Origin of the sequence: Azospirillum lipoferum (assembly GCF_024170005.1) — a bacterium.
GTDB classification, from domain to species: Bacteria; Pseudomonadota; Alphaproteobacteria; order Azospirillales; family Azospirillaceae; genus Azospirillum; species Azospirillum lipoferum.
The window spans coordinates 87,157-109,317 of record NZ_JALJXJ010000011.1 but is presented as its reverse complement, the minus strand read 5'-3'; the positions used below and the strand labels follow the sequence as shown (position 1 = coordinate 109,317).

Here is a 22,161-nt window from a genome sequence, read left to right as displayed (position 1 = left end):
TCCGAGACCGCGGATCTCAGTCCCCCTCCCCCCGGTTCAGCCGGCGCGCCATGGCGTCCAGGAACAGGCGCACGCGCGTCGGCAGCTGCCGCTGCGAGGGAAAGAGCGCGCAGACCGGTGCAGGGTCGCCATGCCAGTCCGGCAGCACCCGCCGCAGCCGGCCGGCAGCCAGATCGTCCTGAACGTCGATTTGCGATTTCCACATCAGACCGCAGCCGGCGAGCGCCCAGTCCTGGGCGACGTCGCCATTGTCGCTGCGCAGGCGGGATGCGGTGTCGACCTCCGCAACCGCACCGCCTGGACCGATCAGGCGCCAGCGCCCGCCGGTACCGCGATACTGGATGCAGTCGTGCCCCTCCAATTCCTGCGGTGAGGCGGGCCAGCCACGACGGTCGAGATAGGCCGGCGCGCCGACCACGACGCGGTGATTGTCAGCCAGCCGGCGCATGACCAGCGCCGAATCCCGGGGCGCACCGATCCGCACCACCACGTCCATCCCCTCGTCGATCAAATCGACCACGCGGTCGGTCAGGCAGAGATCGACGGAAATCCGGGGATAAGCCTCGACAAGCTCGCGGCAGACCGGGCCGACATGCATGCGACCCAGCGCCGCCGGCGCCCCTACCCGCAGAACGCCCTGTGGCTCGACGCGGCCATGGCTCAGCGCTTCCTCCGCCTCCGCGATCTCGGCGAGGATGCGCTGGGCGTGCCGGTATAGCCGCTGTCCTTCCTCCGTCAGGGCAAGGCGCCGGGTGCTGCGGGCGACCAGCCGCGTGTCGGTCCGCCGCTCCAGCGTCGCCAGCCGCTTGCTGACGACGCTCAGCGCCAGATTCATCTCTCTCCCGGCGGCGGACAGGCTGCCCGCGGCAACGATGCGGACGAAGGTGCGAAGCTCGTCGATGTCATCCAGCATGCACGCAGCATTCTTTCCATCTGGTGGAGAGTGTGTCGATCAGGCGGAGGATACTGCGCGATCCGGAGAGGTTCTAGATTTCCCTTCGGACGGCCGGTGACGCCGGACAGTCGTCCCTCCCTCCTCCGAAGGACATGCATCATGACCGAGACTTTGAAGAACACGCGCGTGCTGGTGATCGGCGGCAGCTCCGGTATCGGCTTGGCGACCGCGACCGCCGCTGCCCAAGCTGGCGCGTCCGTCACCATCGCTTCGCGGTCGCGCGATAAGTTGGACGCGGCGGTCGCCAGGATCGGCGGCGAGGCGCGCGCCGTCATGCTCGACACCCGCGACCTGGAGGCGGTCGAACGCTTCTTCGCCGAAGAGCAGGCTTGGGACCATGTCGTCGTCTCTGCCGCGCAGACGCCGGGCGGACCGGTGCACAGCCTTGCCATCACCGATGCGCGCACCGCCATGGACAGCAAGTTCTGGGGCGCCTATCACGTCGCCCGCGCCGCAAAGATCCGGGAGGCCGGGTCGCTGACCTTCATCTCCGGGTTCCTCAGCGTCCGCCCCTCAGCGACCTCGGTCCTGCAAGGCGCCATCAACGCGGCGCTGGAAGCGCTGGCCCGCGGGCTGGCGCTGGAACTCGCCCCGGTCCGGGTCAACGCCGTGTCACCCGGCCTGATCGCAACGCCGCTGTGGTCCGGCCTGCCCGAGGAGAAGCGCGAGGCGATGTTCGCCGGCGCCGCCCAGCGCCTGCCCGCCCGCCGGGTCGGTCAGGCCGGGGACATCGCCAATGCCGTGCTGTTCCTCGCCACTACGCCCTTCGCGACCGGCTCCACCGTCCGGGTGGACGGCGGCGGCGCCATCGCCTGAAGCGTACGCCCCATTTCCGCACTTCATGCCCTGGAAAACATCATGCACGTCGCTGTCCAAAAATTCGCCCGCGCCGCCCTGTTCGCGGCAGTCCTGGGCGCCATCCCCGCCGGCAGCGCCCTGGCCGCCGATGGCGTCACCATCCGCGAGTTGATCATCGCCACACCACAGCCCGAGGCCCGGAGCGGTGCCGCCGTCAAAGCGGCCCGCGCCTTCTACGAGTTCTGGAACAGCGGAGACACCGCCCATCTGAAGCAGGCGATTTCCGACCGCTTCACCGACCGCACCCTGCCCGCCGGCCGGCCGCAGGGTCCGGAGGGGCCTGCCTTCGCCTCCCGCAGCTTCCGCACCGCCGTACCGGACCTGGGCCTCACGGTGGAGAAGATGATCGTGGCCGGCGATTACGTCACCGTCCATATGGTCTTCACCGGCCATTTCAGCGGCAAGTTCGGCGACATGTCCGGCAAGGGCCAGCCGATCCGCTTCATCGCCACCGATCTGCTGAAGGTGGAAGACGGGCAGATCACCGACAACTGGCATATCGAGGACAACCTGCCCCTGTTCCAGCAGATGGGACTGGCAAAAGTCGGCCCGTGAGCCGACCGTACGATGGCGACACATCATGGGGACTGATCGCAGGCAGTTCCGTGAACTAGTTTCTCTGGCTCCACCGCCGCCACACCGCGGCGGGCAGACCGGAGGATCGAGACCATGGACATCACGCGCGCCGGCTCGCAGCCATCCGCCAGGGGACCAGCCGACTGGTTCACCGGAACCGTCCGCATCGACCCGCTGTTCCAGCCGCACCCGCCAGCCCGAGCGACGGCCGCAAGCGTCACCTTCGAACCCGGTGCCCGCACCGCGTGGCACACCCATCCGCTGGGACAGACACTGATCGTCACCGCCGGCTGCGGCCGTGTGCAGCGCGAGGGCGGCCCGGTTGAAGAGATCCGGCCAGGTGACGTGGTCTGGTTCGCGCCGGGCGAACGGCACTGGCATGGTGCCTCGCCTACCACGGCCATGACGCACATCGCCATCCAGGAGCAGCTTGACGGCAAGGCGGTCGACTGGATGGAAAAGGTGACGGACGAACAGTATGGCGCCTGACGCCGTCCGGCCGAAGGACGAATGCCGAGAGAAACGAGGAATTTCCCCATGACTGTGAAAGCCTGTGGCGTCCATGCTGCCGACAGGCCGCTGGAACCAATGGAACCATCGGCTTGTCAGTTCGGCGTCGCCCAAGCCGGCGGCCAGTGGTGGACAAAGCCGGCGTCGCGCTCCAATCGCCGGCCCAGGGCGATCAGCCGACCCTCCTCCCCCGGACGTGCGATCAACTGAATGCCGAAGGGAAGCCCGTCCGCATCGCCGGCCGGAAGGGTCAGCACCGGAAATCCGACCAGCGTCACGATGGCGGTCACGCCGAGATAATCCAGGATCGTGTCCACCGGCCTGCCGTCGATGGAGGTCACTTCGCCAGCCTCGTTCGGCCATGGCAACACACCGCAGGCCGGGGCCACGAGCACATCGATCTCCCGGAACAATGCGACGAAGCGGCGGTACAGCGCCGTGCGCGCCGCCTGTGCCTCCAGATAGGCTTGGGCGGTGATGCCGCTCCCCGCTTCGATGTTCCAGCGCACGGTATCGGTCAGCCGGTCGCCATGGCTTTCCAGCAGCGGGCCGTAGGCATGACGGATCTGCGCGGTGCGCAGCGTACGGAAGGTCGCCATGGCATCGCCGCACTCGGGATGACGACGGACGACCGGCCCCACCACGGCTTCCAGCCGGGCGACCGCCGCGCTGAAACGCTCCCGCACCGCCTGCGAGACGGCAGCGGCGCCGAAATCGACCGTCGCGCCCAGCCGTGAGCCCCGCTCGCCGTCGCGGTCATCGCGGAACGGCGGCATCAGCGACGTCGGATCGCCGGGATCCATGCCGGCCATGACACCGAGCAGCAGGGCACAGTCCCCGGTGTCGCGCGCAATCACGCCGTGGGTCGCCAGCGTATCCCAACCCAGCGGCCGTTTCGGAGCCGGGATCAGACCGGGCGTCGGCCGGATGGAGGCGACGCCGCAGAAGCTGGCCGGCACCCTCACCGATCCGCCGAAATCGGTGCCGTGCGCCAGCGGCGTCATGCCGGTGGCGACGGCGACCGCCGCGCCGCCGCTCGATCCGCCGGAGGTCAGCTGCCGGTCGAACGGGTTGCGTGTCGGCCCTGCCAGACGGTTGCCGCAGATGGCGCCGAAGCCGAATTCCGGCGTGTTGGTCTTGCCGATGACGATGCCGCCGGCCGCCTCGATCCGCGCCACCGCGACATCATCCGCGGCCGGCACATGATCGGCATAAAGCTCCGACCCATAGGTCGTCCGGATGCCGGCCGTGTCCGTCAGATCCTTGATGGCCACCGGCACCCCGTGCAGCGGTCCGACCGGCCGCCCCGTCGCCGCCAGCGCGGCGTCGAGCGACTCTGCCCGTTCCATCGCCTTGTCCGCCGAAACAGTGATGAAGGCGGAGAAGGCAGGGTCGGCAGCTGCGATCCGATTCAAATGCGCCTGCGTCACCGCGCGGGCCGAAAGCTCTCCGCCGGCGAGACGGGCCGCCAAGGATATCGCGCTGTCCTGCCACACTGCGTCGATCTGCACAGACATCCATCACCCCCAGCAAGGCGAAAAAAGCGGCAACTGCATCAAGCTGACGCTCAAGAACGCATCATGCCTGCTTCCGCGAAAAGGGCCAAGCTTTCAAATATAGCTATACCATGTTGATAATCATTGAAAAATGAGAAATCGGCATGCTGTTTGCTAAGAGGATATGCATTCCAATGGCAACGCAAGAGGGACGGTACCGCCATGGTCAGCGCTTCGCCCAACGGCCCGGCTTCCCCACGCGGACAAACGCTCCTTCTGGATGGCATCACCCAACGCTACGGCGCCTCGCTTGCCGTGAACGAGGTCACGCTCGACATCCGCGGCGGCGAACTCGTGGCCCTGCTCGGCCCGTCGGGCTGCGGCAAGACGACCCTGCTCAGGATCATCGCCGGCTTCCTGGCGCAGACCAAGGGTCATGTGATGGTCGGCGGGCAAAGCGTGGACGGCCTGCCGCCCAACCGCCGGTCGGTCGGCATCGTCTTCCAGAACTATGCGCTGTTCCCGCACATGACGGTGGCGGAAAACGTCGCCTACGGGCTGGATGCGCGCGGCGTCGACCGCGCCACCCAGCGCAGTGAGGCCCAGCGCATGCTGGACTTGGTCAAGCTCGGCTATCTGGGCGACCGTACCCCGCGCCAGCTGTCCGGCGGGCAGCAGCAGCGCGTGGCGCTGGCCCGCGCGCTGGCGGTCAACCCGTCGATCCTGCTGCTGGACGAACCCTTCGCCGCGCTCGACAAGAATCTGCGCCTCGACATGCAGATCGAGGTCAAGCGGATCCAGCGCCTGTCCGGCATCACCACCATCCTCGTCACCCACGACCAGGAGGAGGCGCTGTCGATGGCCGACCGCGTCGCAGTGCTGAGCCAGGGCCGGCTTGAGCAATTCTCTCCGCCGACCGAGATCTACGACGCGCCCGACAGCCTGTTCGTCAACACCTTCGTCGGTTCGGCCAACCTGCTGGGCGGTGTGCTGCTGGACTGCGACCGCTCCACCGGACGGGTACGGCTCGACGCCGGCGGGTTGATCGAGACGCGCGCGCCCAAGGGCGATCTGCAGCCCGGCGCCCGCGTCACCGTCTGCCTGCGCCCCGAACATCTCAGCGTCGATCCAGCGACGAGCGACGCCGAGACGCTGAACGGCGTGGTGGAGATGGGGCTGCCGCTGGGCGCCACCGTCATCCACGAGATCCGCATCGGCGACGGCACCGCCGTCAAGGTATCGGAACCGCGCATCCAGCGCACCGACCTGCTGGCTCCCGGCACCCCGGTGCGGCTGGCGCCGGTGGCCCCCCGCCTCGCCTCGGTCTTCGCCGCGGCCTGAAATTCCTTTCCGATCCATCCACCTCCCTCCTCCCACCTTCAGGAGTGAACGATGCTGCTGACCCGCCGCAATCTAATGCAGACGGCGCTGACGCTGGGTGCCATGCACGCCTTCCCCGGCCTGACCTGGGCGCAGGCGCGCCCGCTGGTCTTCGCGACCTTTACCGGCAGCTGGGAGGAAGCCCACAAGGCGGTGCTCGTCCCCGCTTTCCGCAAGGCGGCGGACAACGCCAACATCGTTCTGGACCCGATGCTGTCGGTCGACCAGATCGCCAAGGTGAACGCCGCCAAGTCCAACCCGCCGATCGACGTCATGCTGCATGATCCAGGTCCGGCGCTCCAGGCTGTCGCGCAGGACCTCGTCGAACCCTATCCGGTCGAAAAGAGCGCCTACTACAGGGACCTGATCCCGGCGGCGCAGGTGCCGACGGGGCCGGCGCCCTTCTTCCAGGTGGTCGGCATCACCTACAATCCGGAAACGGTGAAGACGCCGCCGACCTCCTGGGCCGACCTGTGGAAGCCGGAATTCAAGGGCCGCGTCGGCATCACCAACCTGAACTCGACGCTCGGCACCGGCTTCATGGTGGAACTCGCCAAGATGCATGGCGGGTCGGAGGCCAACATCGACCCGGCCTTCAAGGCGATCGAGGCGCTGCGCCCCAGCCTCGCAGCCGTAGCCGCGAACCCCGGCCAGCTCGCCACCCTGTTCCAGCAGGGCCAGATCGACATTTCCCCCGGCAACTTCAACGCCATCCAGATCCTGAAGGCGCGTGGCGTCCCGGTGGAGTTCGTCATTCCCAAGGAAGGCGCCATCGCCTTCAAGACGACCATCCACATCGTCAAGAACTCCCCCAACAAGGAGCTGGCCTTCAAGCTGATCGAGGCCGCCCTGTCGCCGGAAGTGCAGGCGACGCTGATGGAGGAACCGTACCTGATCGTGCCGACCAACACCAAGGTCGCGATCAAGGGCGAGTTGGCCAAGACGCTTGCCAAGGACCATGCCGAGATCGCGAAGAAGTTCGTGTTCCAGGACTGGGGCAAGATCAACGAGCAGCGCGCCGCCTGGATCGAACGGTTCAACCGCGAAATCCGCGTCTGATCCCCCCACGAGCCCGCCAGCCGGAGGAGGCGCCCCATGGCCGCGACGTTGCGCGACGTCACCACCTACGACCTGAAGCTCGCGGCTCCGCTGGCGGCGGGCTTCGTCCTGTTCTTCGTCACGCCGCTGGCGATCCTGCTGGCGCTGAGTTTCCAGACCGACCCGCAGGGCGGCCATTACGGACTGACCCAGTATGTCGCTTTCCTGGGCGACAGCTTCAGCCTTGGGGTGCTGGGATCCACCCTGTGGCTAGGAGTCAAGGTGACGGTGCTGACCCTGCTGCTGGGCTATCCGGTGGCATGGCTGCACCAGCGCTCCCCCGGCTGGGCCAGGGGCCTCATCATGCTGCTGGTGCTGCTGCCGCTGCTGACCAGCGTGGTGGTGCGCACCTTCGCCTGGGTGGTCATCCTGGGCCGGCAGGGTATCGTCAACGCGACGCTGGCCTGGCTGGGGCTGATCGACACGCCGCTGAAGCTGCTCTACACCGAGGGCGGGGTGGTGGTGGCTCTGGCCCAGGTGCAAATGCCGCTGATGGTGCTGCCGATCATCACCGCACTCAGCCGCATCGACCCGAACCTTGCCGACGCCTCGTCGGTGCTGGGAGCCGGTCACTGGCGGACCTTCCGCAAGGTGATCCTGCCGCTGTCGTTGCCGGGCATCGTCGCCGGCTGCCTGCTGACCTACGCCGCGGCGATCACCGCCTTCATCACCCAAAGCCTGATCGGCGGCGGACAGATGCTGTTCATGCCGATGTACATCTACCAGCAGGCCTCCACCCTGCAGAACTGGCCCTTCGCCGCGGCGATCTCCATCGTCTTCCTGGTGTCGGTTCTGCTGGTGGTGTCGATCTTCAACGCGCTGGGCCGCCTGTCGCGCGGCTATGCCGACGCCTGACCCGGGGAGGCCGCCATGTCCAAAATCAATCCCGGCGACCGCCGCATCGATCTCGATGCGCTTAGCTTCCGCGTCGTCATGACCGCCATCGCGTTGGCGGCATTGGTCCTGCTGGTCGCCCCCACGGTGGTGGTGATCTGGGTGTCCTTCACCAGCGGCTATTCCCTGAAATTCCCGCCGCCCGGCTATTCGCTGCGCTGGTATGGGGAGCTTTGGAACGCCTGGCAGCTCCAGTTCGCCATGATGAACAGCCTGAAGGTGGCGGCCTGGGCGACCGGCCTGTCGATCCTGCTGGGAGTTTCCGCATCGCTGGGCATCGCCCGGTCGCCGACGCTGACGGCCAAGGTGCTGGACAGCCTGTTCCTGTCGCCGCTGGTGCTGCCGGCGCTCGCCTTCGGCCTGTCGTCGCTGATGTTCTTCTCGATGATCGGGGTGCCGGTGTCGCCGCTCACGCTCGTCATCGGCCACACCGTCGTGTCGGTGCCCTTCGTGGTGCGCAACACCGTGGCGTCGCTGGCCCAGATGAACCCATCGCTGCTGGAGGCCTCGTCCAGCCTGGGCGCCGGGCGCTGGTACGGCTTCCGCCGCGTCACCCTGCCGCTGATCCGGCCCGGCATCATGGCCGGCGGCTTCATCGCCTTCATGGCGTCCTTCGACAACGTCCCCGTCTCGCTGTTCCTGCGCGACGCCGCCACCGACATGCTGCCGATCCGCATGTGGCAGGATCTGGAAGGCCGGCTGGACGTCACCGTCGCGGCGCTGTCCGGGGTGCTGATCGTCGCTACCATCGCCCTGATGCTGGTGATGGAACGCGTCGCCGGCCTTTCCAAACGGTTGACCTGACCCCTGTCATACACCCAGAAAGAGAGAAACCCCGTAAGGCGTGAACTTGAAGGGCAGATGCAGATGGCGGTCGAGGTCGGTAACGACGAAGCGGAACGGAACGATGTCGAGGAAGCGGGCCTGTTCCTCCGCATAGCCCGCGGCGCGCAGCCAGTCGCCGACATGGAACAGCACCTCGTGCGGGCCTGCCGCGATGCCATCGCCACGCACGGTGGGATGGTCGAGCTGCCCGTTGGTGCCGAGGTCTCCGGCCGCCAGCAGCCGGCGTTCCGGCGTCAGCGCGTAAAGCTCCACCCGCATACCCTCTGCGGCGATGCCGCGCGCCACGTCCACGCCATGGATCGAAATTCCGCCCGCCATGCTGCCTCCGTCTCCGGTTCGCCGAAATGGTAGCCGAGACGACGACGGCAGCGCCAGCACCGCCAAAGCCATTGGTGCAACCGCCGCTCCTGCCCGCACTCGCCGGCATGACCGGCTTGCAGGCGCTGGTGGCGCTCGCCCTGTTCGCGCCGGGCGTGCTGGCGCCGCGCATGGGGATCAACCCGGCGGGGCTGGGCCTGTTCACCACCACCGGCTTTGCGGTCGGGATGGCGGCCTCGCTGGGTGGGGGCGTGCTGACCGGGCGGCTGGGCGCATTCCGCATGGCCAGCTTCTGTGCGGTGGCGGTGGCCGCTGCCATGCTGTGCGCGATGATGGGCAGTGGCGCAACCGCACTTCTGGCCGCTGGAATTGCCATCGGCCTCGCCTGCGGACCGGAGACACCGGCCAGCGCCGCCATCCTCGGCCGGCTGGTGCGGGAGGCCGACCGGCCGATGGTGTTCTCCGTCCGCCAGACCGGCAACCAGATCGGCGCCATGGCCGGATCGCTGGCCTTGCCGGTATTGGCGGCCCTCACCGATCCCCGTGCCGGCTATGCCGCCATCGCCGCTCTGGCGCTGGTCTGCATCCCGATCTTCGAGCGGCTGCGGCCAGCCTACGACCCGCTGACCCGCAATGCCGCGGCCGGGTTCGGACTGGGCACGGCGATGCGGCTGCTGTACGCCGATCCGGCACTGCGGCGGATGGCGCTGGTCTCCGCCCCCTATGCGGCGAGCCAGCTGACGCTGAACGGCTTCTTCGTCGTTTTCGCTGTGGCGGAGTTGGGGCTTGAGCATGTCGCCGCCGGGGTGGCGCTGGCCGCCGGGCAGGCGGGCGGGTTGGCCGGACGGCTCGGCTGGGGCGTCGTCGCCTCGCGCTGGGTGGTGCCGCGCCGGCTGGTCGGGCTGCTGGGGCTGGGCATGGCCGCGGCGTCGATCCTGGTGGCATTGACCGGAGCCTCCCTGCCCTTCCCGGTGCTGGTGGTTGCGACCTTCCTGTTCGGACTGACGGCCAGCGGCTGGAACGGCGTCTTCCTGGCGGAGGTCGCGCGGCTGGCGCCAGCCGGCCGCATCGGCGAAGCCACGGGCGCGGTGATGGTCGGCGGCTTCGCCGGACTGATCGCCGCACCGGTCCTGCTGGTCGCCGTCGCCGCGGTCAGCAGCCTCGCCACCGGCTATGTCGTGGTGGGCCTGCTGGCAGCGCTGGCCGGCCTCAGCCTTCTGGGAAACAGGCGATGACCCGGTTCCCACGCGCCACCGCCGTGGCCGAGGCCGTCCGCGCCGGCCACAGCAGCGCCCGTGCCGAGACCGAGGCTGCGCTGGTCCGCATCGCCGACGGCAATCCGGCACTGAATGCCTTCGTGACGGTCGATGCCGAACGGGCGCTGTCGGAGGCGGAGGCGATCGACCGCCGCTTGGCCGCCGGGGAACGGCCATTGCTGGCCGGTGTTCCGGTCGCCGTCAAGGACACCATCTGGGTCGCCGGACGCCGCGTCACCCAGGGGTCGCGGCTGTTCGGAAGCTTCCGTGCCCCGGCGGACGCAATCGCGGTGGAGCGCCTGCGCGCTGCCGGCGCCGTCATCCTCGGCATGGCCAACAGCTCCGAATTCGCCTGCAAGGGGGTCACCACCAACCCGCTGTTCGGACCGACGCGCCACCCGCAGCACCCGAACCTGACGCCCGGCGGGTCGAGCGGTGGACCGGCGGTGGCGGTGGCCGGCGGGCTGGTGCCGCTGGCGCTCGGCACCGATGCCGGCGGGTCGAGCCGCCGCCCGCCCGCCCATGTCGGCGCGGTGGGGTTCAAGCCGTCCTTCGGCGCCATCCCCTATGGTCCAGGCTTCGCCGAACCCTTCACCGGCATCGCCGTGATGGCCCCCATCGCCGCCGACGTTGCCGACGCGGCGCTGATGTTCGAGGCTCTGTGCGGCCCTGATCCGCGCGATCCCGACTCCATCGCCGTCGCCCCGATGGAGTCCCGGCCGCCGGAAAGCCTGTCCGTCGCCTACAGCCCGCGCTTCGGTCTGGACACGCCAATCGACGAGGATGTGCGGCAGGCGGTAGAATCCGCTGTCGAAGCGCTGGAACGGGCGGGGACACACGTCGTCCGGCGCGATCTGTCCTGGCCGGCCGGGGTGACGGAAACCGCGCTGATGCCCTTGCAACATGCAGGGCTGGCGGCGCTCTACGGCGACGCCTTCCGTCGCGACCCGGCCCTGTTCGATCCTGACATCGCCGTGCAGATCGAACGGGGCCTGACCCTGACGGGGGCGGAGGTCGCGGCGGCGCAATTGTTGGGGGTGGAGGTCGCACGCTCGCTGGCCGCCTTCTTCACCGGCGCGGACCTGTTGATCGGTCCGACGACGCCCTGCGTCGCTTGGCCGCTCGACCGGCTGGGGCCGGACACCATCGGCGGGCAGGTGGTGCCGCCGCGAGCCCATGCCGTCTTTACCCCGCTGTTCAACCACGCCAAGGTTCCCGCTCTCAGCCTCCCCTGCGGCACCGGCCGTAATGGGCTGCCCGTAGGGTTGCAGGTCATCGCTCCGCGTGGGCTGGACCGCCGGGTGCTGCGCTTCGCCGCCTACAGTGAAACGGTGCTCGCCGCCGGCGGGCAGGGACACCCCGGATGAGCATGGAAAACGACATTCCCGGGGACGTTCCTCGGGACACTCCCGAAACCGAAGCCGCTCCCCGGCGGCGGCGTGTGGCGCCGCCCCCGCCGCTGGCGGAAATGGCTGTGGACCACCTGCGCGCCATGATCATCTATGGCGAATTGCCGCCATCGGCCCGCCTGATCGAGCCGGAACTGAGCGAGAAGCTCGGCATCTCCCGCACCCCCCTGCGCGAGGCGCTGAAGCTGCTGGCCGCCGACGGGCTGGTGATGCTGCGGCCCAACCGCAATGCCATCGTCGCCCCGCTCGACGCCGACGAGTTGATCCACCTGTTCGAGGCCGAAGGCTGCATCGAGAGCTTCGCGGCGAAGCTCGCCGCCGAACGGATGACCGCCGCCGACCTGCGTCGGCTGCGCAACTTCCAGGACAGGATCGAGGCGTTGCAGGGGGCCGGTGCGCTGGAGGAGTATTTCTCGATCAACCAGAAAATCCACCGGCTGATCGTATCCGGCGCCAAGAATCCGGCGCTGGTCGATGCGCATGACCGGCTGCTCGGTCGACTGGCGCGGGCTCGCTACTTCGCGCTGGGCGCCCAGGGGCGCTGGAAGGAATCGGTGCTGGAGCACCGCGAGATCCTGGCGGCGATGGAGGACCGCGACGGCGAGACCGCCCAGCGCCTGTTCATGCACCATGTCGGCCGCACCGGCGAAGTGGTGGCCGCCGCCTGCGCCTCGGCCAAGGCACGGCGGGCGGGGTAGCGGCCGTCCACAGGGCCAGTCAAAACGGCAAAACGGGTGCCGGGGCGCCCTTGGGTCGGGCGGGTGCCGGCAGCCACAGGGCAGGAACTCGCCGCACCCCGGCTGAACCAGAAGCGCACCGTCGCGGCAGACCATCGTCCCGCGGGGATCGTCGCCACCGGCCAGCCAATGACCTCCATCCCCTCATAGAGGGTGTATAGTCCACATTGTGGTGCAGCATGGCGTTGGTGACGGTCACCCGCCGGGCCGGGTCCCACAGGGCGATGTCGGCATCGGCCCCCACCGCGATGGTGCCCTTGCGCGGATGCAGCCCGTATATGCGGGCGGGGCTGTCGGCGTCGACCTCCTTACGACCTGGGGCGAGACCGGCGCCCAGCGCCGCGATCGTCCCGCCACGCACGCCGACGTCGGCCCTGAACACGTCCGACGCCGTGGCGACCGTGCCGTTGCGGATGACCAGATCGAACTCCATGCTCCCCTCCCTCTTGTCAGCCGTCAGCCGTACAGGTCCCGGAACAGGCTGCCCCAGCCCTGGACCCGGCGGGTGTCGACGCCGGTCATGCGCAACGCCTTCCACACCACGGTCGACACGGTGTCGTAGACAGGGATTCCCAACGCCTTCTCCACCCGTTCGGCCACCGGAGCGCCGCGCATGTTGGTGCAGATGATGGCGATGGCCTCCGGCTTCGCCTCCGCCACCTCGGCGCACAGGCGCTCGATCCGCTCCTCGCTGACCTCGGAGAAGGAGAAGTTACCACGGTCGTTCAGATGGCGCTCCGCCACCACCTCGAAGCCGGCAGCGTTGTAATTGGCGACCATCCGCTCCTGGATCTCGTCCAGATAGGGGCTGACGATGGCGAAGCGCCTGCGGCCGGTGGTTTCCAGAATCTCGTTCAGCGCCAGCATGGAAGTGCAGGCCGGGATGCCGGTCTCCGCCGTGATGGCGCGGCAAAGCTGTTCGTCGGCGTCGAAGCCGAGCCAGCCGGCCGAGGTGCCGTTCCAGCCGATCACGTTGAGCTTCGCGTCGGCCAGCAGGCGGGCGGCGTCCAGGAAGGGTGCATCGGCGAACTGGTCAAGCGCTGCGGCACGCAGCGAAATCTCCTTCACGGTGAAGCGGCCGAAATGGGCCGACACCTCCGGCAATCCACTCAGCATGGCGGAGGTCACCGGCTCCAGAACCGTGTTGGACGAGGGGGTCAGCATCCCCAGAAGGACGCGCTTGGTCGGGTCGGGCGTGCTCATGTTCGGTCCTTGGCTTCAGTTTGTCTGGGTTCAGCCGCAAGATCCCCTCAGTCGCAAGGCACGTGCCAGATTGTATACAGAATGGAGAAATCAATTTTTCTCTTTTATATAAGCGAGTTATCTCTATTTGATCTGGAGGACTCTCGTCGACCTCGCTTGCCTTGTTTTTGAGCGTATGGCATCGTTCGCGCACCGCTGCACAAGCAAGCAGCATGTTGAGCGCTGCCGGATCGACCATGGACACCGTGAAGACCGCAAGGGCCTCCGCCGGGCCGATCCGCCGGGAAACACTGCATCACGGTGCCGTCGCGGAACTGCGCGCGATGATCCTGTCCGGCGAATTGCGGCCGGGCAACCGGGTGCCGGAAGTCCAGCTGTGCGAGCAGCTCGGCATCTCCCGCACACCCTTGCGGGAGGCGTTGCGCGTCCTGGCGGCGGAGGGGTTGGTGGAGCTTCGCCCGCACCGCGGCGCCGTGGTGACGCCCATCGATCCAAAGGAAATTGCCGCCGTCTTCGAAGTGATGGAAGCGCTGGAAGCGCTTGCGGGCAGCCTTTGCTGCCAGAGGGGAACGCTGGAGGAGTTCGCCGAACTCGACCGGCTCCATGCCCAACTGCACGCCCGGTTCGATGCCGGCGACCGGCCGGCCTACTTCATGACCGACCGCCGGATCCACATCCGGATCGTCGCAATGGCACGCAACCCGTCGCTGGAGGCGACCTATGCCGGCTTCGCCTCAAAGATCCTCCGCGCCCGGTCGCTAGCCAATGACGATGCGGAACGCTGGCGGAACTCCCTCGGCGAACATGACGGCTTCATGGCCGCATTCCGGCAGCGCGACGCGGCGGCGGCCGGTAGCCTCCTGGCAGCCCACAGCCGTCAAACCGCGGAAGCCGTCCTCACGGTGCTGAACGGCTGCGGCAAGCCATCGCCGGTACAGCCCGCATGCCGTCCCGCCGATCACACACCCGCTTCATCCGACGCACCCGGCTTGGGCACAGTCGTCGATCCGGAGGGCGGGGGGGGCACCTCGTCGCTGCCTTCGCTGCGGTCGCGGTAGAGGGCGGCCCGCGCCAGCAGCATCAGCGTGATCGGAGTGGTGACCACCATCAGGGCGGTGATCAGCAGCTCGTGCAGGATCGCCCGGGACTCCAGAACGGAGAAGATCAGCATCGAGGCCAGCAGGATGCAGCCGATCCCCAGGGTCGAGCCGAGTGTCGGGGCGTGGACCCGCTGGTAGAAGCTGCCGAAACGCAGCAACCCGACAGTTCCGATCAGGGTCAACCCGGCGCCGGCCAGCAGCAGCAGGGCTGCGGGAACGGCTGCCCAGGCGGGGAGATCGGCCAGATGGTTGTTCATTCGATGACCTCGCCGCGCATCAGGAACTTCGCCAGCGCCGCCGTCGACACGAAGCCGAGCAGCGCGATGATCAGAGCCGCTTCGAAATAGAGGATGCTGCCATTGCGGATGCCGAAGGTCAGCAGCAGCATGGTCGCCGTGACGTAGAGGGTGTCCAGCCCCAGCACCCGGTCCTGTGCCCGCGGTCCGCGCAGCACCCGGAAGCTCGCGAAGGCCATGGCGACGACCAGCAGGATCTGGGTCAGGAAGATGGTGCCCATCAACAGGGTCAGGGTCATTCGAACAGCTCCATCAACCGTGTCTCGTAACGGCCCTTGATGGTGTCGATCCACTCCTGTTCGTCCACAAGGTCGAGGATGTGCAGGAGGATGGTATTGCGGCGGCGATCATAGGCGACCCACACCGTGCCGGGCGTGGCGGTGACGATGCAGGCGAGCGTCGCCAGCCCATAGGGCGCCCTCAGATCGAGCGGGATACGCACGAAACCGGATACCCGCCCGCCGCCGCCCGGGCGCAGGATGATTTTGGCGACCGCCCAGTTCGAGCGCAGTATGTCCACCAGCACCACGCCCAACAGCGACAGGGCCGCCCACGGACGGCGGAAGCGCCCGCCCGGCAGGTCGAGCACGCCGAGCGTCGCGGCTGTCGCCAGCGACAGCAGGCCGCCCAGGATGACGGTGCCGGGGGCCATGCTCTCGTTCAGCAGCAGCCAGACCGCCAGCAGTGTCGCCGTCATCAGCGGATAGGGCAGCCACCGCCTCATCAGCCGTCTCATCGGACACCTCCTGCCACTGGGAGTCCGGACAGCACGGCGCCGGTATAGTCCTGCGGCGCATGCAACGACCGTGCGGTGTCTTCCATATAGCGCATCGCCGGCCCAGCCTGGACGGTCAGCGCCAGATTGAGGGCAAGCAGCAACAGGACAGGTGCGATCTCCGCCACCCGTACCCGCGGAACCTCAGCGGCGGGCGAGGCCCAGAAGGCGTCGATGCCCGCCCGCGTCATCGCCACCACCGTCGCCAGCCCGGACAGCACCAGCGCCGCCAGCAGGATCCAGGTGGTGACGGCAACCTCCGGTCCGGCGGCCAGCAGCGGCGACAGGATGGCAAATTTGGCGAGGAACCCCGACAGCGGCGGCAGGCCGGCCAGCAGCAGCGCGCTGGACAGGAAGCCGATGCCAAGGATTGCCATCGTCGCCGGGATGGCGACGCCAGCCCCGCCATCATCCGCATCCTCGTCGTCGCCCTCACCGAAAGCCTCGCGGGTCACCGCCAGCACGTCGGCGCCGACGCCGCGGCCGCGCTCCACCAACTCGATCAGCAGGAAGAAGCCGGCAACCGCCAGGACGGAACTGGTCAGGTAGAACAGTGCCCCGCCGGTCACCGACATCCGGCCGGCGCCGATGGCGGCCAGCAGGGTACCGGACGACACCAGCACGATGGCCCCGGCCAGCCGTGCCGTGTTCTGGGTCGCCAGCACGGCAATCGAGCCGAAGCCGACGGTCAGCAGCCCGCCGACCAGCAGAACCATACCGCCGAAGCCGCCCGACTCCCCCGCCCCGTCGCCGAACACCAGCAGCCACAGCCGCAGCACGGCATAGATGCCGACCTTGCTGAGGACCGAGACGATGGCGGCGGAGGCCGAACCCAGCGTGGAATAGGTGTTGGGCAGCCAGAAGCCCAGCGGCCACATCCCAGCCTTGATCAGGAAGGCAAGGCCGAGAATCGCCGCCCCGGCTTCCAGCAACCCGCGGTCCTCGGCCGCCAGGTCGGCGACCCGGCCGGCGAGATCGGCCATGTTGAGGGTGCCGGAAATGCCATAGATCATGCTGACGCCGATCAGGAACAGCAGCGACGCCGACAGGTTGATCGCGATATAATGCAGCCCCGCCCGCACCCGCGCCAGCCCAGAGCCATGCAAAGCGAGGCCGTAGGAGGCCGCCAGCATGATCTCGAAGAAGACGAACAGGTTGAACAGGTCGCCGGTCAGGAAGGCCCCGTTCAGCCCCATCAGCTGGAACTGGAACAGCGGATGGAAATGCGCCCCGGCCTTCTGCCAGCGCGGCAGCGAGAAAGTCAGGGCGGCGACGCCCAGGATTCCGGTCAGCACCAGCATCAGGGCGGCGAAGCGGTCCAGCACCAGCACGATGCCGAAATTCGCCGGCCAGCTGCCGAGCCGGTAGACGCGGACACCGGCAGCCCCGGCATCAGCGACGGTCAGCGCCAGCACGGCCAGCCCCAGCAACGCCAGCGCCGATGCCATGCCGATCGCCGCCTTCAGCGTCCGCTGCCGCTCGTCGATCAGCATCATTACCGCCCCCGCCAGCAGGGGCAGGACGATGGGGGCGATCGTCAGATGGTCCATCCAGCCGCTCACCGGCCGCTCTCCTTTCCGTCGACATGGTCGGTGCCGGTCAGGCCGCGGGCGGCGAGCAACAGAACCAGGAAAAGGGCGGTGGTGGCGAAGCCGATGACGATCGCCGTCAGCACCAGCGCCTGCGGCACCGGGTCGGCGTGCATGGCGAGCGTGCCGGCCCGTCCGCCCTCAAGGATCGGCGCCGCCCCGGTGCGCAGGCCGCCGGTGGAGAAGATGAACAGGTTGACGGCATAGGACAAAAGCGACAGCCCGACGATCACCTGGAAGGTGCGGGGCCGCAGCAGCAGCCACACGCCGGAGCCGGTCAGCACGCCGATGCCGAGCGAAAGGATCAGTTCCATCAGTCGTCTCCCACGGCAGTCTCTCCCACGGGGGTCGGCACCGGTTCGGGCACCGCCGGAACCTCCGGCAGGCGCGGTGCGGCAACGCGGTGGCCGCGCAAGGATTGGCGGGCCAGCGCGATCAGCATCAGGATGGTGGCGCCGACCACCAGGGCAAAGACGCCGATGTCGAACAGCAGCGCGCTCGCCACCGGGATCTTGCCCAGCACCGGAATCTGCGAATAGGCGAAATAGCTGGTCAGGAACGGCCGGCCGGCCACCCAGGCACCGAGTCCGGTGCCGGCGGCCAGCAGCAGGCCGATGCCCATCCAGCGCATCGGCAGCACGCGCAGCCGCGCCTCGACCCACTGGGTGCCGCCGAACATGTATTGCAGGATCATGGCGATGGCGACGGTCAGCCCGGCGGCGAAGCCGCCGCCCGGCAAATCGTGGCCGCGCAACAGCAGGAACAACGCCACCAGCAGGATCACCGGGAACAGCAGGCGGGCGATCAGCGACGGGATGAACAGCCAGTCGGCCACCGTGTCGCCGTCCTTGCGGTCGGGCCGCGAGGCGTCGAAGGCGCTCTGGTCGCGCTGCTGCTCGGGAACGTCGACGCTGTCGGACGCCGGGCGGAAGCGGCGCAACAGCGCATAGGCGGTCATTGCCACCACCCCCAGCACGGCAATCTCGCCCATCGTGTCGAAACCGCGGAAATCGACAAGGATGACGTTGACGACGTTGGTGCCGCCGCCCTCGCTGTAGGCCAGTTCCAGGAAATGGCGTGCCAGCAGTTCCGGCGGGAAGCGCGTCATCACCCCGAAGGCCAGCCCGGCCATGCCGGCCCCGGCAGCGGCGGCGATGCCAAGGTCGCGCAGGCGGCGGGTCAGCGTGACCGCCTCCGACCCGCGGCTGCCGGGGGTGTCCATCCGCTTGGGCAGCCAGCGCAGACCAAGCAACAGCAGGATGGTGGTGACCACCTCGACCAGCAGCTGGGTCAGGGCGAGGTCGGGGGCGGAGAACCAGACGAAGGTGACGCAGACCACCAGCCCGGTGCCGCCGAGCATGATCAGCGCCGCCAGCCGGTGGAACTTCGCCTGCCAGGCGGCGCCCAGCGCGCAGGCGGCGCCCAGCAGCCAGATCAGCGCCAGCACCGGGTCGATGCCCGACGGCGCCAGATTGCCCGGCCCCACCCCGCGCGACCACACCGTCCAGCCGCCGGCCAGCACCGCGGCGGTCACCACCAGCCGCAGCTGCGGTTGCAGGCGGCGGGTGCCCAGCAGCCCCTCCGCCGTGCGGGCGAGGCGCCAGGATAGGAAGACCATCGTCCGCTCGAACATCCGCCGGCCTTCCAGGCTGCGGATCAGCGGCGGCCCCTCGATCCCCTTGGCGAGATGGCTCTGCAGCAGCCGGTAGAGGATCAGCCCGGCGGCGAAGGCGGCCATGCTCATCACCAGCGGCAGGTTGAAGCCGTGCCAGACCGCGAGGCTGTAGTCCGGCGTCGCAGCACCCAGGGCGGCGCGGGCGGCCATGTCGAGATAGGGGCCGACGGTGGCGGCCGGCAGGATGCCGATGACGATGCAGGCCAGCACCAGCACCTCGACCGGGAAGCGCATCCAGGCCGGCGGCTCGTGCGGCTCATGCGGCAGGCCGACCGGGTCCGGCCCGAAGAAGGTGCCGTGGATGAAGCGCAGCGAATAAGCGACACTAAAGGCGCTGGCCACCATCGCCGCGACCGGCAGCACGTCGAAGAAGACCGGCAGCGGATCCTTGGCGGACAGCGCCTCGGCGAAGAACATCTCCTTCGACAGGAAGCCGTTCAGCAGCGGCACGCCCGCCATGGCGCCGGCGGCGATCAGGGCGAGGCGGGCGGTGAAGGGCATGAAGCGGTTCAAGCCCGACAGGCGCCGGATGTCGCGCGTCCCCGTCTCGTGGTCGATGATGCCGGCGGCCATGAACAGCGACGCCTTGAAGGTCGCGTGGTTGATGACGTGGAAGATCGCCGCCACCATCGCCAGTTCGCTGTTGAAGCCGAGCAGCAGGGTGATGAGCCCGAGATGGCTGATCGTCGAATAGGCCAGCAGTCCCTTCAGGTCATGCTGGAAGATGGCGATGTAGGCGCCGAGCAGCAGGGTAGCGAGGCCGGCTGAGCCTACGATCCAGAACCACGCCTCGGTCCCCGCCAGCACCGGCCACAGCCGGGCCATCAGGAAGATGCCGGCCTTCACCAGCGTCGCCGAATGCAGGTAGGCCGACACCGGGGTCGGTGCCGCCATGGCGTGCGGCAACCAGAAATGGAAGGGGAACTGCGCGCTCTTGGTCAGGGCGCCGAGCAGGATCAGCACCAGGGCCGGCAGGTAGAGCGGATGGGCGCGGATACGGCCGCCAGCCGCCAGCACGGCGTCCAGATCGTAGCTGCCGACGATGTGGCCGAGGATCAGCACGCCGGCGAACAGGCAGAGGCCGCCGGTCGCCGTGACCGTCAGCGCCATGCGCGCACCGTCTCGCGCGGCGGCGGCGTGGTGCCAGTAACCGATCAGCAGGAAGGAGAAGAGGCTGGTCAGTTCCCAGAAAAAGGCGAGCTGGATCAGGTTGCCCGACAGCACCACCCCGGTCATCGACCCCATGAAGGCGAGCAGGAAGGCGAAGAAGCGCGGCACCGGATCCTCGGCCGCCATGTAGTAGCGGGCATAGACCACCACCAGCGCGCCGACCCCGAACACCAGCCCGGCAAAGAGCCAAGCGAAGCCGTCCATCCGCAGCGAGAAGTCCAGCCCGAGCGACGGCATCCAGGTCGCCGAAAGGCGCAACACGCCGCCCGCCGAGACCGTCGGATAGGCCGCCCACACCATCGCCAGCCCGATCAGCGTCACGCCCCCGGCCAAATACGCCGCCGCGTTGCGCGCATGCGTGGGCAGCAGACCGGCGGCGGCGGCACCGGCGAAGGGCAAGGCGATGGCGATCAGGAGCGGGAGTGCGTCGGGCATGAAATCCTACGGCAGACTGGCGACGGACTGGAACGGCGGCGATGGAGGGTGTCAGAAGCCGGGAGTTGCGTCGTTGCAGTCCCGGTCCTCCTCATCCTGGGCAACGGCCTGGAGGACGATCTGGGCCGCATCCTCGGGCGTCTTCGCGCCGCGCAGCCGGCGCAGCGACTGCGGATCGCGCAGCGCTCCACAGATTTCCGCCATCGCCGACAGCAGTCCCTTCCGGTTCGATGCCGGCCACAACGCCAGGAAGACGAGATCGACCGGCTCCTCATCGCGCGCATCGAAATCGACGGCGCGCTGAAGACGGGCGAAGAGGACGACGGGGGCTGCAAGATCGGGAAGCTCGGTATGGGGAAGCGCCACGCCCCTGCCGAGCGCCGTGGAACCGATCTTCTCCCGCGCCAGCAGGGCCTCCAGGATTTCCGACGCCGGCCGGCCGCTGCGGCCGGCGGCCTCCACAGACAGCTGGTCGAGCAGTGCCGCCTTGCTGCCGGGAACGGCATCCAGGATGACGTCGTCCACGGAAAAAAGCTCAGTGATGGCCATCCGGTTCTCCATTAGGGCCAGAAAGGCGATGCGGGCACCAGAGGTCGGCAAGCACCGACGCCACCGATCAGCACGTCGCAGGGCAGTACATCGATCACTTCGGACGCGGTACTGCCCAGCAGGGCGCGGAAAACGCCGCTGCGCCGGACCGAGCCTATTGCGACCAGATCGTATCGCCCCTGCCGGGCCAGATCGACGATCTGCCGTGCCGGGGAGCCAGCGAGCAGGATCGTCTCCACCACTGGTCCGTCCGGCGGCTCGTCACCCGGGATGCCGAGCACTGTCCGGAAATCGTGCTCGACCTGTGCCTTGTCCAGTGCCGACGTTTCCGGCAGGTCCGTGACATGCAGCAGGTGGATGCAGCCCTCCCGCATCAGCATCCGCGCGCCCTCCACCGACGGTCGCGACCGTTCGGAGAAGTCGACCGGCACCAGCGCCCGCAGATAGGGCTGGAGCGGTTTGTCGCGCACGATCAGCATCGGCGTTCCATCGGCGATCGCGATGCGTTCGACGGTGGAGGCCAGGAACAGGTCCGCCACCCTGTCGCGCTGGTGCAGACCCACCACCAGAAGGTCCGGCCGCCACAGCCCGGCATAGCCGGCGACCCGGTGTTCCACCGCATCGCCGCGCACTGCCACCGCCTGGGCCCGGATGCCGGCCCCATCGCTCGCGGCCAGGATGTGGCGCTGCAATTCGCTTTCCACATGGTGCAGCGGCAGGCAGCCATAGCGCCCGCCGTTGCCGTCGACGACATGCAGCGCCGTCAGCTCCGCATCGAACCGGCGGGCGAGTTGGACGGCGCGCTCCAGCGCACGGTCCGACTTCGGTTCCAGGTCGGTTGCCAGCAGAATGCGCTTGAGGCTTGCCCTCGTGACGCCTGTCATCGTGACGGTCCCGGTATCGTGAGGTCTCCGGTCTTCTGTTCCGGTGCGGGCCGTTCCCTGCCGAAGATCACTCCGCAGGGAACCATTCAATGATCGGAAGTCGGCCGCAGTCTGTCCATGCCGGGAAATACGGACCCGAAAACGCCACGCAA

The 22,161-nt window shown here is 68.4% G+C and carries 24 protein-coding genes; 11 read left to right on the top strand and 13 right to left on the bottom strand.

Features of this window, described 5'->3' with window-relative positions; all coding sequences use genetic code 11:
• Positions 1 to 16: 16 nt before the first annotated feature.
• Positions 17 to 913 (bottom strand): LysR family transcriptional regulator, encoded by an 897-nt coding sequence (locus tag J2848_RS23875; protein WP_149232858.1) that lies wholly within the window; start codon positions 911 to 913, stop codon positions 17 to 19.
• A 141-nt stretch (positions 914 to 1,054) separates the two neighbouring features.
• Here J2848_RS23875 and J2848_RS23870 point away from each other — a divergent pair, with 141 nt between their 5' ends.
• The 3 genes from J2848_RS23870 to J2848_RS23860 all read left to right on the top strand — a co-directional run bounded on the left by J2848_RS23870 (position 1,055) and on the right by J2848_RS23860 (position 2,878).
• Positions 1,055 to 1,771: an SDR family oxidoreductase gene (locus J2848_RS23870; protein WP_149232857.1), complete on the top strand. Its 717-nt coding sequence runs from the start codon at positions 1,055 to 1,057 to the stop codon at positions 1,769 to 1,771.
• Positions 1,772 to 1,813: 42 nt separating this feature from the next.
• Complete coding sequence (locus J2848_RS23865) at positions 1,814 to 2,368, top strand: ester cyclase (protein ID WP_149232856.1); 555 nt, start codon at positions 1,814 to 1,816, stop codon at positions 2,366 to 2,368.
• A 114-nt stretch (positions 2,369 to 2,482) separates the two neighbouring features.
• Positions 2,483 to 2,878, top strand: coding sequence for a (R)-mandelonitrile lyase (locus J2848_RS23860; RefSeq protein ID WP_149232855.1), 396 nt, complete (start codon positions 2,483 to 2,485; stop codon positions 2,876 to 2,878).
• Between the two features lie 116 nt (positions 2,879 to 2,994).
• On the opposite strand, the gene J2848_RS23855 is transcribed toward J2848_RS23860, so the two are convergent.
• Entirely contained in the window at positions 2,995 to 4,416 is a 1,422-nt protein-coding gene (locus J2848_RS23855; RefSeq protein ID WP_149232854.1) for an amidase, read from the bottom strand.
• A gap of 201 nt (positions 4,417 to 4,617) precedes the next feature.
• On the opposite strand from J2848_RS23855, the gene J2848_RS23850 reads away from it, so the two are divergent.
• Genes J2848_RS23850 through J2848_RS23835 form a run of 4 tightly spaced genes read left to right on the top strand, consistent with a single transcriptional unit; the run spans position 4,618 to position 8,571 of the window.
• Positions 4,618 to 5,736 carry an ABC transporter ATP-binding protein gene (locus tag J2848_RS23850; protein WP_149232853.1) on the top strand — a complete coding sequence of 373 codons (1,119 nt, stop codon included), beginning with the start codon at positions 4,618 to 4,620 and terminating at the stop codon, positions 5,734 to 5,736.
• A 51-nt stretch (positions 5,737 to 5,787) separates the two neighbouring features.
• Entirely contained in the window at positions 5,788 to 6,834 is a 1,047-nt protein-coding gene (locus tag J2848_RS23845) for an ABC transporter substrate-binding protein (RefSeq protein ID WP_149232852.1), read from the top strand.
• 36 nt (positions 6,835 to 6,870) lie between these two features.
• Entirely contained in the window at positions 6,871 to 7,728 is an 858-nt protein-coding gene (locus J2848_RS23840; protein WP_149232851.1) for an ABC transporter permease, read from the top strand.
• 15 nt (positions 7,729 to 7,743) lie between these two features.
• Positions 7,744 to 8,571, top strand: coding sequence for an ABC transporter permease (locus J2848_RS23835; RefSeq protein WP_149232850.1), 828 nt, complete (start codon positions 7,744 to 7,746; stop codon positions 8,569 to 8,571).
• Between the two features lie 6 nt (positions 8,572 to 8,577).
• Here the strand turns inward: J2848_RS23835 and J2848_RS23830 are convergent, their stop codons facing one another.
• Complete coding sequence (locus J2848_RS23830; protein WP_149232849.1) at positions 8,578 to 8,931, bottom strand: hydroxyisourate hydrolase; 354 nt, start codon at positions 8,929 to 8,931, stop codon at positions 8,578 to 8,580.
• Between the two features lie 74 nt (positions 8,932 to 9,005).
• Here J2848_RS23830 and J2848_RS23825 point away from each other — a divergent pair, with 74 nt between their 5' ends.
• From J2848_RS23825 to J2848_RS23815, 3 genes are read left to right on the top strand one after another with little or no spacing between them, the layout of a single operon-like run.
• Entirely contained in the window at positions 9,006 to 10,166 is a 1,161-nt protein-coding gene (locus J2848_RS23825; RefSeq protein ID WP_246194007.1) for an MFS transporter, read from the top strand.
• Positions 10,163 to 11,554 carry an amidase gene (locus J2848_RS23820; protein WP_149232847.1) on the top strand — a complete coding sequence of 464 codons (1,392 nt, stop codon included), beginning with the start codon at positions 10,163 to 10,165 and terminating at the stop codon, positions 11,552 to 11,554. The genes J2848_RS23825 and J2848_RS23820 overlap by 4 nt, the downstream gene beginning before the upstream one ends.
• A complete protein-coding gene (locus tag J2848_RS23815) occupies positions 11,551 to 12,294 on the top strand; it encodes a GntR family transcriptional regulator (RefSeq protein ID WP_149232846.1) in 744 nt (247 codons plus the stop codon). Before J2848_RS23820 ends, J2848_RS23815 begins: the two co-directional genes overlap by 4 nt.
• Positions 12,295 to 12,313: 19 nt before the next feature.
• Here the strand turns inward: J2848_RS23815 and J2848_RS23810 are convergent, their stop codons facing one another.
• Both J2848_RS23810 and J2848_RS23805 read right to left on the bottom strand, forming a co-directional pair.
• The gene (locus J2848_RS23810; protein ID WP_170307120.1) at positions 12,314 to 12,766 is read right to left on the bottom strand and encodes an amidohydrolase family protein; all 453 of its coding nucleotides are present in this window, start codon (positions 12,764 to 12,766) and stop codon (positions 12,314 to 12,316) included.
• A 23-nt stretch (positions 12,767 to 12,789) separates the two neighbouring features.
• Positions 12,790 to 13,536, bottom strand: coding sequence for a maleate cis-trans isomerase family protein (locus J2848_RS23805; RefSeq protein ID WP_149232845.1), 747 nt, complete (start codon positions 13,534 to 13,536; stop codon positions 12,790 to 12,792).
• 236 nt (positions 13,537 to 13,772) lie between these two features.
• Here J2848_RS23805 and J2848_RS23800 point away from each other — a divergent pair, with 236 nt between their 5' ends.
• Positions 13,773 to 14,594: a GntR family transcriptional regulator gene (locus J2848_RS23800; protein WP_149232844.1), complete on the top strand. Its 822-nt coding sequence runs from the start codon at positions 13,773 to 13,775 to the stop codon at positions 14,592 to 14,594.
• Here the strand turns inward: J2848_RS23800 and mnhG are convergent.
• The 8 genes from mnhG to J2848_RS23760 are packed head-to-tail and all read right to left on the bottom strand — an operon-like array spanning position 14,495 to position 22,009.
• Positions 14,495 to 14,893 (bottom strand): monovalent cation/H(+) antiporter subunit G, encoded by a 399-nt coding sequence (gene mnhG, locus J2848_RS23795; protein ID WP_149232843.1) that lies wholly within the window; start codon positions 14,891 to 14,893, stop codon positions 14,495 to 14,497. The two genes, J2848_RS23800 and mnhG, sit on opposite strands and share 100 nt — an antisense overlap.
• Positions 14,890 to 15,171: a K+/H+ antiporter subunit F gene (locus tag J2848_RS23790; protein ID WP_149232842.1), complete on the bottom strand. Its 282-nt coding sequence runs from the start codon at positions 15,169 to 15,171 to the stop codon at positions 14,890 to 14,892. Before J2848_RS23790 ends, mnhG begins: the two co-directional genes overlap by 4 nt.
• Positions 15,168 to 15,668 carry a Na+/H+ antiporter subunit E gene (locus tag J2848_RS23785; RefSeq protein WP_246194005.1) on the bottom strand — a complete coding sequence of 167 codons (501 nt, stop codon included), beginning with the start codon at positions 15,666 to 15,668 and terminating at the stop codon, positions 15,168 to 15,170. Before J2848_RS23785 ends, J2848_RS23790 begins: the two co-directional genes overlap by 4 nt.
• Complete coding sequence (locus tag J2848_RS23780) at positions 15,665 to 17,269, bottom strand: monovalent cation/H+ antiporter subunit D (protein ID WP_246194004.1); 1,605 nt, start codon at positions 17,267 to 17,269, stop codon at positions 15,665 to 15,667. The genes J2848_RS23785 and J2848_RS23780 overlap by 4 nt, the downstream gene beginning before the upstream one ends.
• The gene (locus J2848_RS23775; RefSeq protein ID WP_109085712.1) at positions 17,266 to 17,610 is read right to left on the bottom strand and encodes a Na+/H+ antiporter subunit C; all 345 of its coding nucleotides are present in this window, start codon (positions 17,608 to 17,610) and stop codon (positions 17,266 to 17,268) included. Before J2848_RS23775 ends, J2848_RS23780 begins: the two co-directional genes overlap by 4 nt.
• Positions 17,610 to 20,576, bottom strand: coding sequence for a monovalent cation/H+ antiporter subunit A (locus tag J2848_RS23770; RefSeq protein WP_149232841.1), 2,967 nt, complete (start codon positions 20,574 to 20,576; stop codon positions 17,610 to 17,612). The genes J2848_RS23775 and J2848_RS23770 overlap by 1 nt, the downstream gene beginning before the upstream one ends.
• 51 nt (positions 20,577 to 20,627) lie before the next feature.
• Positions 20,628 to 21,125 carry a PTS sugar transporter subunit IIA gene (locus J2848_RS23765; protein ID WP_149232840.1) on the bottom strand — a complete coding sequence of 166 codons (498 nt, stop codon included), beginning with the start codon at positions 21,123 to 21,125 and terminating at the stop codon, positions 20,628 to 20,630.
• An 11-nt stretch (positions 21,126 to 21,136) separates the two neighbouring features.
• Positions 21,137 to 22,009 carry a universal stress protein gene (locus J2848_RS23760; RefSeq protein ID WP_149232839.1) on the bottom strand — a complete coding sequence of 291 codons (873 nt, stop codon included), beginning with the start codon at positions 22,007 to 22,009 and terminating at the stop codon, positions 21,137 to 21,139.
• Between the last annotated feature and the right edge of the window lie 152 nt (positions 22,010 to 22,161).

What these genes read in the sequence shown, in the direction of transcription:
- J2848_RS23790 (WP_149232842.1), bottom strand. Translation starts at nt 15,171, where the DNA reads ATGACCCTGACCCTGTTGATGGGCACCATCTTCCTGACCCAGATCCTG.
- mnhG (WP_149232843.1), bottom strand. Translation starts at nt 14,893, where the DNA reads ATGAACAACCATCTGGCCGATCTCCCCGCCTGGGCAGCCGTTCCCGCA.
- J2848_RS23835 (WP_149232850.1), top strand. Translation starts at nt 7,744, where the DNA reads ATGTCCAAAATCAATCCCGGCGACCGCCGCATCGATCTCGATGCGCTT.
- J2848_RS23845 (WP_149232852.1), top strand. Translation starts at nt 5,788, where the DNA reads ATGCTGCTGACCCGCCGCAATCTAATGCAGACGGCGCTGACGCTGGGT.
- J2848_RS23840 (WP_149232851.1), top strand. Translation starts at nt 6,871, where the DNA reads ATGGCCGCGACGTTGCGCGACGTCACCACCTACGACCTGAAGCTCGCG.
- J2848_RS23775 (WP_109085712.1), bottom strand. Translation starts at nt 17,610, where the DNA reads ATGGAACTGATCCTTTCGCTCGGCATCGGCGTGCTGACCGGCTCCGGC.
- J2848_RS23875 (WP_149232858.1), bottom strand. Translation starts at nt 913, where the DNA reads ATGCTGGATGACATCGACGAGCTTCGCACCTTCGTCCGCATCGTTGCC.
- J2848_RS23820 (WP_149232847.1), top strand. Translation starts at nt 10,163, where the DNA reads ATGACCCGGTTCCCACGCGCCACCGCCGTGGCCGAGGCCGTCCGCGCC.
- J2848_RS23810 (WP_170307120.1), bottom strand. Translation starts at nt 12,766, where the DNA reads ATGGAGTTCGATCTGGTCATCCGCAACGGCACGGTCGCCACGGCGTCG.
- J2848_RS23760 (WP_149232839.1), bottom strand. Translation starts at nt 22,009, where the DNA reads ATGACAGGCGTCACGAGGGCAAGCCTCAAGCGCATTCTGCTGGCAACC.
- J2848_RS23855 (WP_149232854.1), bottom strand. Translation starts at nt 4,416, where the DNA reads ATGTCTGTGCAGATCGACGCAGTGTGGCAGGACAGCGCGATATCCTTG.
- J2848_RS23800 (WP_149232844.1), top strand. Translation starts at nt 13,773, where the DNA reads ATGGACACCGTGAAGACCGCAAGGGCCTCCGCCGGGCCGATCCGCCGG.
- J2848_RS23860 (WP_149232855.1), top strand. Translation starts at nt 2,483, where the DNA reads ATGGACATCACGCGCGCCGGCTCGCAGCCATCCGCCAGGGGACCAGCC.
- J2848_RS23765 (WP_149232840.1), bottom strand. Translation starts at nt 21,125, where the DNA reads ATGGCCATCACTGAGCTTTTTTCCGTGGACGACGTCATCCTGGATGCC.
- J2848_RS23850 (WP_149232853.1), top strand. Translation starts at nt 4,618, where the DNA reads ATGGTCAGCGCTTCGCCCAACGGCCCGGCTTCCCCACGCGGACAAACG.
- J2848_RS23865 (WP_149232856.1), top strand. Translation starts at nt 1,814, where the DNA reads ATGCACGTCGCTGTCCAAAAATTCGCCCGCGCCGCCCTGTTCGCGGCA.
- J2848_RS23830 (WP_149232849.1), bottom strand. Translation starts at nt 8,931, where the DNA reads ATGGCGGGCGGAATTTCGATCCATGGCGTGGACGTGGCGCGCGGCATC.
- J2848_RS23870 (WP_149232857.1), top strand. Translation starts at nt 1,055, where the DNA reads ATGACCGAGACTTTGAAGAACACGCGCGTGCTGGTGATCGGCGGCAGC.
- J2848_RS23785 (WP_246194005.1), bottom strand. Translation starts at nt 15,668, where the DNA reads ATGAGACGGCTGATGAGGCGGTGGCTGCCCTATCCGCTGATGACGGCG.
- J2848_RS23770 (WP_149232841.1), bottom strand. Translation starts at nt 20,576, where the DNA reads ATGCCCGACGCACTCCCGCTCCTGATCGCCATCGCCTTGCCCTTCGCC.
- J2848_RS23805 (WP_149232845.1), bottom strand. Translation starts at nt 13,536, where the DNA reads ATGAGCACGCCCGACCCGACCAAGCGCGTCCTTCTGGGGATGCTGACC.
- J2848_RS23815 (WP_149232846.1), top strand. Translation starts at nt 11,551, where the DNA reads ATGAGCATGGAAAACGACATTCCCGGGGACGTTCCTCGGGACACTCCC.